The 14295-nt window shown below is 58.6% G+C and carries 5 protein-coding genes; all 5 read right to left on the reverse strand.

Annotated features, from left to right (window positions below; translation table 11 throughout):
- Nucleotides 1-157: 157 nt before the first annotated feature.
- The 5 genes from FCN15_RS02095 to FCN15_RS02115 all read right to left on the reverse strand — a co-directional run bounded on the left by FCN15_RS02095 (nt 158) and on the right by FCN15_RS02115 (nt 14148).
- Nucleotides 158-3568, reverse strand: coding sequence for an AAA family ATPase (locus FCN15_RS02095; RefSeq protein WP_138493272.1), 3411 nt, complete (start codon nt 3566-3568; stop codon nt 158-160).
- On the reverse strand, nt 3565-4752 hold the full coding sequence (locus FCN15_RS02100) for an exonuclease SbcCD subunit D (RefSeq protein WP_138493273.1): 1188 nt from the start codon (nt 4750-4752) through the stop codon (nt 3565-3567). Before FCN15_RS02100 ends, FCN15_RS02095 begins: the two co-directional genes overlap by 4 nt.
- Before the next feature lie 51 nt (nt 4753-4803).
- Complete coding sequence (locus FCN15_RS02105) at nt 4804-8979, reverse strand: UvrD-helicase domain-containing protein (RefSeq protein WP_138493274.1); 4176 nt, start codon at nt 8977-8979, stop codon at nt 4804-4806.
- The gene (locus FCN15_RS02110; RefSeq protein WP_138493275.1) at nt 8967-12572 is read right to left on the reverse strand and encodes a PD-(D/E)XK nuclease family protein; all 3606 of its coding nucleotides are present in this window, start codon (nt 12570-12572) and stop codon (nt 8967-8969) included. Before FCN15_RS02110 ends, FCN15_RS02105 begins: the two co-directional genes overlap by 13 nt.
- A 214-nt stretch (nt 12573-12786) precedes the next feature.
- Nucleotides 12787-14148, reverse strand: a complete 1362-nt coding sequence (locus FCN15_RS02115) for a class I SAM-dependent rRNA methyltransferase (RefSeq protein WP_138493276.1) — start codon at nt 14146-14148, stop codon at nt 12787-12789.
- Nucleotides 14149-14295: the final 147 nt, after the last annotated feature.

A 14295-nucleotide genomic window follows, 5' to 3' on the forward strand; every position in this document is an offset into this window, starting at 1 on the left:
GACGGACGTATAGGCAGGAGGCGAAATTGTTGAAAATTCCAGCCCATACGTCCGTCCAGGTGGCTTCATGAGTAATGTCGGCTTAACTGTATTATAACAGCGCCTTTAAACTGTATCTGTGATCTGCATCACGGGAAAAATCCGATTCCAGGCTGAATTAAAGCTTCTCAAGCCGGATCCGCGAGCCTTCGCCGGCATGTTCGGCCGGTTCCACAATAAGCTTGCGGGGGAGCCGTTCGCGAAGCTCCGCGACATGGCTGATTACCCCGACCGAAAGATGGTCATGATGCAGATGCTCCAGCGAGGTAATGACCGTATCCAGCAGTTCCGGATCCAGTGTGCCGAAGCCCTCGTCAAGGAAGAAGAACTGCAGCGGATACTGCCCCCGCAGCTGAATCTGCGCCGATAAAGCGAGCGCAAGCGCCAGGGAGGTCAGGAAGGTTTCGCCGCCTGACAAGGTGGATACCGGACGTTTGACCCCGCCGTTGGCGTCGTCGCGGATAACGAAACCGCCGCCGGAATCGGTCTCCAGCGAGTAGCGCTGCTTCGTCAGGAAACGAAGCCGCTGGGAGGCTGCCTGGCTGACCTGCATCAGCTGCTCCTCCGCTACGTATTCAACAAACGCATTGCCCCGGAGGCTGCTCTGGAGCTTGCCGAGCATTCCCGCCTCCTGCTCCAGCCCGCTGCGAATGCCTTCGAGCTCCAGCCAGCGCACATGACGTTTCTCCACATCCTCGAGATCCCGCTGGGCTTTGGCATTCTCCTGGAGTGCCAGCTCGTCCCGGGTTTGGCATTCAGAGAACCGCTGCTCAACTGCAGTCCATTCCTCTTCCGTAAGGGTCCTGCCGCCAAGCCGAGCTTCGAGATCCCGCAGTGTAACCGCAAGCTCCTGCTGCTGTCTGCGGTGATGAAGAACCCATTGTTCCAGTTGTTCCGCTTCCTTGGCGTCCATCATCGCAGCAGCCGCTTCATTCTCCCCAGCAAACGGTGATTCAGCCAGCTCCTTCTGCCAGGTCTTCTCCCGGGCTTCTGCTTCCTTCGCGGCAGCGGCAGCTGCCTGGCGGGCCAATACATCGGCCTTGGCCGTCTCATTCCGGAGCTGCTCCGCCGCTGCAAATCCCTCACGCGCTTCTTTGGCGGATGCCCGAAGCTGCTGCAGTCTGGATTCCGCCGCTTCAAGCAGGCGGCCGGCGGGCTCGCCCTGCGTCAAGCCCTGCAGGCGCACAGCCTTCTCTTCCAGCAGCTGCCGGCTGCCTTCAAGGCGGGTTGCGCATTCAACCAGCTCTTTATCCAGAGCAGCAAGACGCTCAGACAGGGAACGGAGCCTGCCCGTTTTGTCTTCGATATACGGTCCGCTGACTTCGAGGCGGTGCCGGATGTCGTCCGCCTGCACATCTTTGGCGTGCAGGGCGTCGTAGCTGAGCTGCAACTCGTCCGGCGTGACGCCGGGATGAGCTGCAGCCCATTCGGCTGACCGGCGCTGCAGGTCAGCCCCTAGCGCGGAGCAGCGGGCCTCCAGCTGCTCCAGCTGCCCTTTGGCTGCGGCTTCCTCCGCAGCCGCATGCGCGCAGCGCTGGCGCAGCTCGGCGCCGGCGCTGCGCTGGTCGCGGGCCCGGCTCTGCAGCGCAGCGAGCCGGGCTCCGCTTTCGCCGCGCTTGCTCCGCAGCGCGGCGAGCCGCCCCCGGGCGCTCTCCGCGTCCAGCGGAGCGCCCGGGACTGCTGCGGCGGGCTCAAGCGCCGCAGCAGCTTCGCCGGATGCCGCCGCCTGGAGGGCGGCATCGAGGCTTTCCAGGACGGCGCGGACCGATTCCAGGTCGCGCGCCGTCCCGAAATGGAGCTCCCGGCATTCCGGGAGCAGCAGGGCGAGCGCCTGGAGCTCCGCCTCCAGCGCCGCGGTTTCCCCTTCGCCGTGCGAAGCCGGCGAAGGATGGCTCAGCGAGCCGCAGACCGGGCAGCCGCAGCCGTCCTCAAGTCCCTGCGCCAGGCGCACGGACCAGACGTGCAGCTCCTGCTCCTTCAGCCGGCTTCGCAGCGCAGCTTCCCGCTTCTCCAGCGCTTCGCCGCAGGAGAGCAGCTCCTGCTCCTGCTGCTTCAGCTCGGCAGCAAGCTGGGCAGCTTCGCCAAGGAGCGCCTCCCGCTCCGCTTCGCTGTGCTGCAGCTTCACCGTCAGCTGGCCCAGCAGGCCGGCCGACTCTTCGTGCTTCCGGCGCTGCGCGTCCGCCTCGCTCCGGGCCTGCTCCAGCTGCCCGGCAGCTGCGGCAAGCCCTTCCTTGCGCTGCATGCCCTCCTGCAGCAGACGCCGCTCATCCGACTTGACTTCCTTCTCCTTGAGCTGCAACTCCAGCTCCTTGCGGCGCTGGACCGCCTTATTAAGCAGCGCCTCCTCCTTGGCGTATTCCTCTGCTGAACCGCCGCGCTGCTGCTCCAGCTCCTGCTTCTTCGCCTGCTGCTGCGCAAGCTCCGCTCCGAGCTGCTCAACCTCCTGCTGGAGCACTTTCGCCTGTTCCAGCTGCTCCAGCCGGCGCAGCAGGCCCGGCTCTTCCGTCTCCAGCGCCTCAGCCGCCAGCGCAGACTTATGCGCAGCTTCGGCGGCCTGCTGCTCGGCAGCCAAAGCGCGTACTGCAGCGGCCTCCGCTTCCAGCGCACGCGCTCCTGCCAAAGCCGCGGACTCCTTCCACGCCGTCAGCACCGGGTGCAGCCGGCCGGCGGCTTCCGCATGGCGCAGCCGGTTCTCTGCCGCTTCAGCTTCAGGATTCCGCAGCGCCAGCTTCGCCGCTTCTTCATTCTGGCGGCGCTGCTCATGGAGAAGCTCCCGCACCTTGGCCCCTTCCTCCGCATGGCTGCGGGCTTCCTTCAGCTCCTCCCGCGCAGAGGCAGCCGCTTCAGCCGTCTCCTTCAGCCGGTCTTCAGCGGCCTTCACGGATTCCTCGGAGGCCATCCCCAGGCCCTGCTGCTCGGCGAGCAGCTCTTTCAGCCGGCTCTCCGTGTCTTTGATTCTGCGGCTGAGCTTGGCGCTAAGCTGATCGCCGTATTTTTCCAAATGAAACAGCCTCTGCAGCATCTGCCGCCGCTCGCTGCCCTTTAGAGACAGAAACTCGGAGAATTTGCCCTGCGGAAGCACCACAGCACGAGTGAAGTCGTCCATTTTCAGGCCGATTTTATCCTCCACACAGCGGTTGACCTCTGCGAGCTTGTCTGCAACGACCGTTTCACCGTCCGCCTTAATTTCGATAAAACGGCTGATCGTACAGCTTACCGACTGGTCTCCGGTTCTCTTGAACCGGCGCTCGACCCTGTAACGCTGACTGCCTTTGGGGGAAACCAGCTCGAAGGTAAACGCGACAAACAGGCTGTCCTCCGAATGATTCATAATGCCCTGCGTACCGTTAACCGCCCGTTCCACCTTGCCGTACAGCGCCAAAGTCATCGCATCCAGCAGTGTGGATTTGCCGCTTCCGGTAGGCCCGAATATGCCAAATAATCCGGTTTCGCACAGCTGTGTAAAATCAATCTCCTGACTTTCCCGATAGCTCTGCAAACCCGCCAGCTTCAGTAAAATCGGCTTCATTCGACATCCTCCTCCCCGGCGCTGCCGGATTCATCCTCGGCCAGCAGGCTCATAAACAAACGGATCAGCTCTTCCCCCGGCTCTGCTCCGCCGCTTTGACGCTGATAGAATTTGCGGAACAGCTGGTCAACCGGCATCTGTGAACGAACAGCCATGGACTCCTCCAAAGACAGCTGCCCCGGATAAACCGGACGGATATGCACGAGCCCTTCACAGCTCTTGCGGAGCGTGCCGATCTCCCCCATCGTCATTGCTTCCGTAAGCGTCAGCTCCAGATCAATATAAGCGCCGGCATCGCGTCCCTCATCAATCCAGCGGCGAACCTCTTCAAGGCCGCCTCTGCACACCCACTTTACAAGCGGCCTGCCGCTGCGCAAGTGAATCTCCTGAGGAGCAGCAGCCTGTCCAGGCTTCAGATCAAGCAGAACCACGGACTTGGCCTGCCCCGCCTCGGAGAAGCTGTAAGCAAGCGGAGAGCCGCTGTATCTGATAACGCCTTCCCCTTTGACCGTCTGAGCGCGGTGCAGATGGCCCAGCGCAGTATACTGTGCGCCGGTATGAAACGCAGAAGGATCTACCGTATACGCGCCGCCAACTTGGATCGGCCGTTCGCTGTCGCTCTCCAATCCGCCAAGTACATACAAATGGCTCATGGCTAAATTCACAGTGTCCGGGCGGAAGGACGCCGCCAGACTATTCATCAGCTGTCCTACTCTTCCGCTGTAAGCCATCCTCAGCTCGTTCTCATCGCCGTCACCCGCCAGCAGCTCCTGCAGCCTTGCTTCGGAGGGATATGGAAGAGCGGCAATCACGGCTTCCTCGCCGGTTCTGGCTGATCGCACGCTTACAGAGCGGCTCGTCGGAAGACCTACCAAATTAATCCCGCGGCCCGAGACGAGAGGCGAAACCGAAGAAACGCGCTCCGGGTGGTCATGGTTGCCCGCGATAACGGCCAGATGGCGCCCTTCCTCACTCAGCCGCGCAGCCGTCTCGTAGAACAGCTGCTCCGCAGCAGCCGGCGGATTTACGCTGTCATAGACATCTCCTGCCATCAGGATCAAATCCACCTGCTGATCCCTGACGATCTCCACCAGCTCATCCAGGAACTGCTCCTGCTCCGCAAGCCGGCTCCGTCCCTCCAGAGCACGTCCCAAATGCCAGTCTCCGGTATGCAAAATTCGCATTGCTTCTCCTCCTAAATCATCTATCCAGTCTCCTGTCCCGCCGCCAGTGCCTTAAACTTGCACCGCATCGCCGGAATCAACAAAATACAGCCATCTCTCGGCAACCGTTTCTTTAGTGATCTGCTCAACTGCCCTGCTGTACAGCTCCAGCTGAATCCGGTAGCGTTCCTTTAACTCCTCGAGTCCCTGCCCGAACGGCGGAACAAAGTCGCTCTTATAGTCCAGCATCATTAATTTTCCGTCCACTTTAAACAGACAGTCGATGATCCCTTGGACGATTACTCGCTCCCCCTCCATTTTCATGGAGAACTCTGCACCAGAAAGCTCAGTTCCAGAAAGCTCAGTTCCAGAACGCTCAGTTCCAAAGAGCCCTGCTTCAGAAGCTCCTATTCCGGCGGCGCCTGCTGCGGAAAGCTCCGTTTCTGCTGCATATCCCGCCCGGCTTGAGCCCGCTGACCCGAAAGTCTGCGGCTGCGGCTGCACCGGGACAAAATGGGGGTAAGCCTCCGCAGCCGGCATGCCGTAAGTAAACGGCTGCTCCTTCTTCACCCATTCGGCATCCCGCAGCCTCTGTCCCAGCTCACTATTGATAAATGCAGCAATTTTGCCGCGGTCCAGCTCCCGAAGCTGCTCCGGAAGCAAAATGAACTTTTCCTCAAGCGTCCGGAACGTTTCTTCCACAAGCTCGAGCGGGCCTTTGCCGCCATCCTGCAGCCGGAGATGCTGAAAGACCACATGATAAGCGGTTCCCCGCTCCGCTCCCGACATCTTCTTCTGTTCCATAAATCTCGGCCGTCTCACTTGGAGCCGTGATTCGTTGTCGTTCCGCTCATGGGCATTCCCTTCTCCTCCCGAGAAACCCGGCTGCACGCCGGAGCCCCCGGCGCGGTTTGCCTGCAGCTCCAGACCGTCTGCCGCCGGCGATTCCTCAGAGACCAGCCTTGCCTTCAGCTCTGTTACCGTTGTCTTCGCGGCAACGCGGCTGCTGAATCCGTATGGATATTGCCATTCCAGCCTGCTGCTCACTTCTTCAAACAGCGGTTCATGCTCCGCTTCAGCCTGCACCGCCTCAAGAAGTCTGCCGGCCGCCGCCTCGGTTATTGAAGCCGGCTGCAGCAAATCTTCACGGCCGGCTGCCGCGGCAAGGGAAATACTGCGAGAAGGCATAAGCATAAACTGCCAATTCGGACTATCCTCCCGGTAAGGCAGCAGATTATGGCTGCCGGCTGCCGCTGGCAGCCCGGCCAGCTCCCGCAGCGGTCCCGCGGACGGGTGACGGATAAGCGCTGGACCAATCCAGTCCATATAGCTCCGCCCCCGCGCGAGCAAATAATCAGGAAGAAGCTCTTCCGAGCCGCCCAGCGACTGTCCCCAATTGGCCGCCGCTTTCTCCAGGTCTTTGACGGCCGATACGAGAATGAGCTTATCCTTAGGACGCGTCAAGGCCACGTACAAAATCCGCATTTCCTCGGCGATCAGCTCCATCTGGCTTCGTCTGCGGATTGCAAGGTTCGGAAGAGTCGGGTAGCTGACACGGGTTTCGCTGTCGACATATTTAGGGCCGAATCCGAGCTCTTTATGCATGAGAAATGGCGCGTTCAGGTCCTGGCGGTTGAACATTTTGGACAGTCCAGCAACAAAGACAACCGGAAATTCAAGCCCCTTACTCTTGTGAATCGTCATAATGCGGACGGCCTCCTGCTCGCCTCCGCCGGTCGAAGGCGCGCCCAGATCACCGCCGTTCTCTTTGAGCTTGTCAATAAACTTTAGAAACCTGAACAGACCCGGTGTCCCGGAAGTTTGTTCAAACTGCTCTGCCCGGTTATACAGCGCCTGCAAATTGGCCTGTCTCTGCGGGCCTCCCGCCAGACCGCCGACAAAATCCAGGTAAGAGGTTTGCCTGTAGACCGTCCAGATCAGGCTGCTGAGCTGTCCTCCTCTGGCCTGATTCCGCCATCCCTGAAGCAGGATCATAAAGCGGTTCAACCGCCCGTAAAGCCGCGCTGTTCCAGTAGTCACGCCTTCCGTTTCTGCTGCATCTTCCGTGTCTTCTGTCTCTGCCGCTTCGTCCATCCAGGCAAGCAGCGCTTCGTAGAATCCGCCGCTCTTACTGGCTAGCCGGATCTGCGACAGATCCTCTTCATCCAGGCCGACAATCGGCGAGCGAAGAACGGCTGCCAGCGGAATATCCTGATTCGGGTTGTCGATAATCTGAAGCAGGGAGAGCATATTTTCCACCTCAGCAGCCTGAAAATACCCCTGATTCAGCTCTCCCACGGCAGGTATACCTTCAAGCTGAAGCTCCTGAATCATCAGCGGGGCCCAGCCGGAGGTCGAGCGCAGCAGAATGACGATGTCCCCAAGCACAGCCGGCCGGGAGCCCTTCAGGTTCTTGTCATAGACCATCAGCGGCGCGCCGCCTTCCCCGAGCAGGCCGCGGATTCGTGCAGCAATCGCACGCGCCTCCAGGCGGACAGCCTCCACGTCGGCAGCTTCTTCGTTATCCTGGCCGTCTGCCTGCTCATTTTCTGCCTGTTCACCCGATCCTCCAGACGAACCGCCGTCTGAACTGCCGGACGCAAGGTCATCCAGAAGCCCGGCACCGCTCCGGTCAATCAGCATTAATTCCGGTTCATACTGCGGCAGACCTTGTTCTCCAGCGGGAAACAGATTGCCATAAATCAGCTCTGCCCGGTCATCATAGTCAATTTCAGCAACCGTCCTGTTCATGATCTGACGGAACAGCATATTGACCGCCCCGACGACCTCCCGCCGGCTTCTGAAGTTTCGGGCCAGGTCGATTCGCAAGCCTTCGCCGCTGAAATCATCCCCATAGCCCCGGTACTTCTCAAGAAACAAGCCAGGCTCAGCCAGCCGGAACCGGTAGATGCTCTGCTTCACATCGCCTACCATAAAACGGTTGCCGGCACCCGGCCGGGAGATCAGCCGGACAATGGTTTCCTGAACCGTATTCGTATCCTGGTATTCATCGAGCAGCACTTCCTCGAATTGCGCCTGATATTCAAGCGCAGCATCCGAGGGGAGAATCCGGAGCGGCGTCGAGTCCGGGTGAAGCAGAATGCGCAGGCAGTAATGCTCCAGGTCTGAAAAATCCAGCCAGCCCCGCTCCGCCTTGGCCTCCCTGTAACGTTCGCCGAATTCAATAACGAGCTCGGCAAGTCCCGACATCAGCGGCGCCGCAGCGTGCAGTTCTGCAGCAAAAGCTTCCGCCGGTCTGCCAAACAGCTGCTGCTGCAGCTCGACAAGCGACTTCTTCGCTTCCTCCCGCAGAGCTTTGACCCGCTCCTGCACAGCTGGATCGGTCTGATCCTTCTTGACCGGCTTCAGCTTGCCAAACGCTGCAGATTGAAAGGTCTGGAACAGACCGCTCCACGGGCCGTTCAGCACGGCTTCTTGTAATCCGAGCACTACATTCATATCCTCTTCAAGGGATACCGCATAGGGCGCAGGACCGCCTGGAGCCAGCGACAGTGCCTTGCCCTGCGAAAGCAGATTCAGCATGCCGTCAAGCGTCAGCAGCGTATCCTGGATGATGCTTTGAACCCACAGGCTGCTCTCCAGCGACTCTACCGCTGCACCGGCAAAGGAATCAGCCATGCTGCGCAGCCAGTAATCCGGCCAAGGATGACTGCGCGAGAAATCGAACAGGCGCTGCACCAGCCGGAATGCGGCATCGTCGCTGCGTTCGCCGCTGAACCATTCGACCAGCTCGAAGAAGACCTGGCCGTCTTCGCTGCCGTATTTTTCCTCAAACAGCTCCTCAAGGGTCTCCTGGCGGAGCAGCTTGGCTTCATGCTCAGAGGCAATCCGGAAGCCGGGGTCCAGCGGAATCATCGTGTAATACCGCTGAATAACCTCCATACAGAAGGAATGCAGCGTTGTGATGGAAGCCCGGCCAAGCATTGCCAGCTGCCGCTGCAGCCGTTCATCGGGCTCGCCGTTCTCGAGCTTCGCTTCCAAAGCTTCCCGAATCCGGTGACGCATCTCCGCAGCAGCTGCTTTCGTAAAAGTAGCTACCATCAGGCGTTCGATATCTACGGGCTGCACAGGATCGGAAATTTTGCGGATGATCCGCTCAACGAGCACCGCTGTCTTGCCGGAACCCGCCGCCGCAGCAACGAGCATGTTGCCGCCGGACAGCGTGATCGCATTCCACTGGTCATCGCTCCAATAGCTTCCGGCAGGTTTGGGAATTACGGGTTCCATGGCGATTCCTCCTCTAATACGTTCCAGATCTGGTCTTTGCCGGGTTTGCTTAATGGTTTAAACCGGCTTTCGTCTGAGGGCTCCATCTGGCACACCGATTTAAACGAACAAAATGTGCAGGCCGTCTCCTGTCCCAGGCGGTACGGCTCGATGGCGACATCTCCTTCGGTGATCCGGGTTCCGATGCCGCGGATCGTCTTCCGTACAGAAGACAGCAGCACATCCCACTGCTCCGGGGTGGCAACAGCCGAGCTGCTGTAAAATCCGCCATCCCCTTTAACCGCAACCGGCAGTATTTCTGAATGCCCTTTCTCCAGCTGGTTATCCATCATCACTGCAATTTCACGGTCGGCCGTAACCAGACCGCGCAGCTTAAACCGCTTCAGCATTTCCTGGCGCGCCTGATCGGCTGTCAAGGCATTGCTGCTCTGCAGCAGCGGGTTATGCACATGAAAATAAAGCGTTCCAGCCGGTTTGGCCGGGCTGCCCAGCCATTCCTCTGCAGAAGACAGCACGACATCCAGGTAGGTCAGCATCTGAAGCGCCAGTCCGTAATAGACCTCGTGGAGCTTCAGATCAGTCTGGCTGGATTTATAGTCAATCACCCGGAGCAGGATCCCCTGCTCACTTTCCGCCATGTCTACCCGGTCCACCCGGCCGACAACCTCCATAACGCAGCCGTTGTCCAGCTCAAAGACGAGCGGCGGCAGCTCCTTGCCCGGTCCAAAGTCCAGCTCCAGCCCGGCCGGCTCGAAGCTTCCGCGTTTCGCCTGTTCACCGAGAATAAGCGAAGCACGGCCGACGATGTTCTTCAGCTTGCGGGCAATAAAGCCGTAACGCTTGGAGCTGAGCAGGATCTCCCCCTGCAGCTGCGGCGTCAGCTTATCCACAGCGGCTTCTGCTTCACGGACGCATTCTTCCGACGTCAGATCGGCCCAGCTCCTGTTGGTGTTCTTGAATGATAAGGCCATTGCACTAAGAGCCGCATGAAACAGCTGGCCGATATCCGGCGCTTTGAGCCGGTAGAGCTGGCGTTCCCTGAGCTTTAAGCCGTATGAGGCAAAATGGGAAAACGGGCAGGCCGCAAATTTCTCCATCCGCGACACGCTTGTGCGCAGCCGGGTTCCGTACAGCTGGCGGCTGGTTGCCTCAGTCAGCATGGTTGTCCCGTTCCGGTAATCCAGCGACTGAAGCAGATAGTTCAATTTGGTTTGATAAGCAGGCTGGCGGCTGAACCAATGGACGGCCCCTTTCCAAACAGGGGATAACCCGGCTCCCGCCCGCCATTGCCTTAGCTGGCCGACAAGCACGGAGAGCGTCGGCTCCGCACTTGACACATATTCCAGCTGCACCTCTTCGTTAGACGCTGACGCCGGTTCCGCAGGCAGGAATTTCTCCTGCAGGCCGGCAAATTTCAGCTTCAGGTCACGGATGACCTCAGACGGCAGAAGCGCTTTGCCTTCCTCGTCCGCAACCGAATAGGAAATCCAGAGGGACGACTCCGCCGAGGACAGCACCTGATAGATCATAAACCGTTCGTCAAGCAGCTTTCTGGCGAGGCCGGGCTCCAGCACAAGCCCTGTCTGGGCCAGCCGTGTCCGTTCCGCATCCGTCAGGATGCCTTCCTCCTGATAAAGCGCAGGCATTACCCCTTCGTTCGCTCCCAGCACAAAGACGTGTTTGACTTTGGCCGAGCGTGTCCGGTCCATGCTTCCCGCCAGCACTTGATCCAGTGACGGAGGGACCAGGCCCAGCATTAAATTCCGCAGGCCTGTATCCAGCACACCTGCAAACAGCTCTACCCCGAGCTGTTCGTCTCCAAGCATGTCCACGATCTGGTCCAGCAGATCCAGAACGGCTCCCCAGACCGAGCGGTGCTCCATGGCCAGCTGGGGCTGTCCGGCCCCTGCCGCCTCTTCCGCAAGGCGGTCCAGTCTCTGCGCCGCTTCAGCGTCTTCAAGCAGATGGTAGACAGCCGTGCACATATCCCTCGCCGTCTTGCTCCGTTTGAGCCGTTTCTCAAACAGGGCGAGCGGCCCTGCAGCGGCATCCCGGCAGAGGCGGATCCGGTTCATTAATTCCTCTTGTGCGCCGGAAGCGGCGGAATTAGCAGCATTGGCAGAATCGGCAGAAGCTGCGGAAGCACCGGATGCAGCAGAGCCTTCCGTCTCCTCCTGATCCCGGCCGTTTTGCTCTCCTGGCTCTAACGACAGGTTCGGCGTTCCTCTCCATGCTTTTTCACTGTTCCAGCGGCCTCCTTCAATCCCTGAAGCCAAGACGTAATTCTCCAGTGTGTCCATATCTTCCCGGGTCAGACTGCCATCGGAAGGCAGCAGGAAATCCGTCTTCACGCAGCGGAACACATCTTCATATTTCCAGTATTTCCTGACCACATCCAGCGCCCCGCGCACCAATTCAACCAAGGGATGAGTCATCATCCGCTTGCGCCGGTCCAAAAATACAGGCACTCCGTAATCGCTGAATACCGGCTCGATCAGGTCAGCATAATCCTCCAGAGACCGGACGTACAGAGCCATGTCCCGCCAGCGGGCACCTTCATCTCTGGCCAGTCTGATCATCTCCCGGACCGCTGCCTCAACCTCTGTCCGTTTGTTCACAGCGGCTCTGAGGCGCAGGCTTTGTTCCACATCAGCCGGCTGCTCGTGCTCCCTTATCCGCTTCCGTGTTCCATAGATGGACTCAAGCAGCGCCAGCGTCTCCTTTTCCCTAAACCGCGGATAAGGCCGCTCGTCCATCAACCTGGCAGGGCTGACGGTAATTCCGGAGTCTTCCGCCAGTGCGCGAAGCTTCGTATACGTTACGGCCGGCGTATGGAACATATTCAGCTCATGCGGCGCCTGTCCGTCATCATACGGCCTGTCCAGCGTCAGCGCGACATTCATCCGTGCAGCAGCCTCCATAAGCCTTCCTAAAGCCTTGTACTCCTGGGGTGTAAAAGATTGAAAGCCGTCGACCCAGATCTCCGCCCCCTGCAGGAAGGAAGAGGATAATGCGCCTTCGGCCAGCTTGACGACATGATCCTCGGCATCCAGGTATAGACCGGACAGCTCTTTCTCAAATTCGCTGAAGATCAGCTGCAGGTCATGCAGCTTGTTCTTAAGCAGGGGCGCTTCTTTGGCGCCGGCCTCCAGCAAATGAAGGTGCTCTCTCAGCGCAGCCGAGTCCGCACCATACTTTTTCGTTTCCGTATACAGGCTGTTCAGCTTGTCGATCAGGCCCAGCTGGCCGCCTGCACTGCCGTACAGCTTCAGATCCTCCTGCAGCTTTCGCATGATCCGGTAGAGCAGCATCTTCTTGCCTTCTTCACTAATCGGAATAAGCGCGGAACCGCCCGTTTCCTGCATGACCCTTAATGCAAGGCGTCTAAATCCCAGCACCTGCACCCGGACCGCACCTTGCAATCCCGGTAAAGAAGCGATCGCCCGTTCCAGCTGAAAGGTAGACTGCTCAGGAACAAGAATCAGAATCGGCGGCCCCATCATCGGATCCTCCTGCAGCCGGGCTTGAATTTGTTCCAGCATATATTTGGTTTTGCCGCTGCCTGCACGTCCGATAATCAATTGAAGTGACACGGAGCAACCTCCCTCTATATTAAAGCTCCGCTTACCGGAGCCTGTTCATTCGCAATAATTCGATACTATTCGATACTTTCTAGTATAACACAACCCGATAGAATGGAACATGTGTTTGCAAATTTCCTATAGATTGGTAAAAAAGAAAAGCAGACCGGGATCCCCCGGCCTGCTTGCGAAATTCAACTCCATACTTGTCCCTATCAGACTCGCTTTACGCCTTGCTCCGAACTTCAAAGATAGCAAATTTCAAATAATGCCCTTCTTCTACCCCGAGAATTTGCGGATGGTCTTTGCCCGCCGCCCGCCATTCGACAAGGCGGAGAATTTTTCCCGCATCCTCCGCAGCGTCCGCAATCGTGCTCAGGAACAAATCCGGGCGCATGTGGTAAGAGCAGCTTGCCGTGACAAGATAGCCTCCCTCATTAACCAGCTTCATCCCGTGAAGATTGATATCTTTATATCCTCTGCATGCACCCGCTACCGCTTTCTTGGTCTTGGCAAAAGCCGGAGGGTCCAAAATGACCACGTCCCAGGTCCGGCCTGTCCCCTGTGCCAGCGGCACCGACGTGTCTGTTGTCCCTTCAGCGCGGGCTTTCCGCTCTTCCTGGCCCTTGACCTGGCTGCGCAGGTAGTCAAAGGCATCCGCCACTACAAATTCAACGCGGTCCTCAAACCCGTTAAGCTTGACGTTCTCCCGGGCGCTTTCAATGGCATGCTCGGAAATGTCGAGGCAGGTTACTTTTTTAGCCCCGTATTTGCAGGCGTGCAGCGTGAAGCTGCCGGTGTGGGAGAAGCACTCCAGTACCGTAGCCCCGTCCCAGTATGGGAAGGAGACTTCCTTGCCGCTTTTGTTGACCGGAACATTCCGGACTTCGCCATCCTGCCCTTCCTGCTTCTGGAGGGTAATTCCGCTGCGCTCTCCCCAGCCCAGCATCAGCGGGGCGATGGAAGCGCGGTTCTCCCGCTGATCAAAGAAATAACCCGTCTTCTGCCCTTCCTCGATATCGACGGAGATCAGCAGCCCGTTTTCCGTAACCGTCACATGACGCGGGCATTTGCCGTACAAAGGCCCTTTGACCTGCTCCAGCCCTTCAATCTCCCTGACTCCGACATCGCTCCGCTCATAAATGCCCTTCGGCTGCAGCACCTGCACCAAGGCTTCAACAATCTGCTCCCGGTGCTTGTCCATCCCCAATGTGAGCAGCTGGACAACCAATATATCGCCAAACCGGTCTACAATGAGCCCAGGCAGAAAATCGGCTTCCCCGTAAACGAGGCGATAAGCATTTTCCTGTACAAAGCGCGTGCGGTGTCTGAGACAGTCGGCAAAACGTTCCGCAAAAAAGGCGGTGTCCATCGCCTCCACAGGTTTATAAGAAATAATCCGGACCGTAATTTGCGAAGCCGGGTTGTAATAACCCGTTGCCAGGTACCGTCCCTGATGATTCACAACCTCCACAAGACCGCCGGGCAGAACCTCTCCGTCCACACGTTCAATCTCGCTCTTATACACCCAGGGATGCCCCTGTTCCAGCCTCTTCTTGCGGCTGCGCTGCAATACTACAGATGCCATCTGTCTTCACTCCTACTTGTCTTTGATAATATGACTTTAAATAATCGCTTTTAAAAATGACTTTGAAAAAACCGCTCTCCCGGTCCAAAATCGCTGGGCTTGTCATGCAGCCGCGGCTGCAAGCATACATATAACCTCAGCAAAAGC

This window comes from Paenibacillus pinistramenti (genome assembly GCF_005869875.1).
In the GTDB taxonomy this organism is placed as follows: domain Bacteria; phylum Bacillota; class Bacilli; order Paenibacillales; family Paenibacillaceae; genus Fontibacillus; species Fontibacillus pinistramenti.

Excerpts from the sequence above, each read along its gene's own strand:
- FCN15_RS02100 (WP_138493273.1), bottom strand. The coding sequence starts at position 4,752 with ATGCGAATTTTGCATACCGGAGACTGGCATTTGGGACGTGCTCTGGAG.
- FCN15_RS02095 (WP_138493272.1), bottom strand. The coding sequence starts at position 3,568 with ATGAAGCCGATTTTACTGAAGCTGGCGGGTTTGCAGAGCTATCGGGAA.
- FCN15_RS02115 (WP_138493276.1), bottom strand. The coding sequence starts at position 14,148 with ATGGCATCTGTAGTATTGCAGCGCAGCCGCAAGAAGAGGCTGGAACAG.
- FCN15_RS02105 (WP_138493274.1), bottom strand. The coding sequence starts at position 8,979 with ATGGAACCCGTAATTCCCAAACCTGCCGGAAGCTATTGGAGCGATGAC.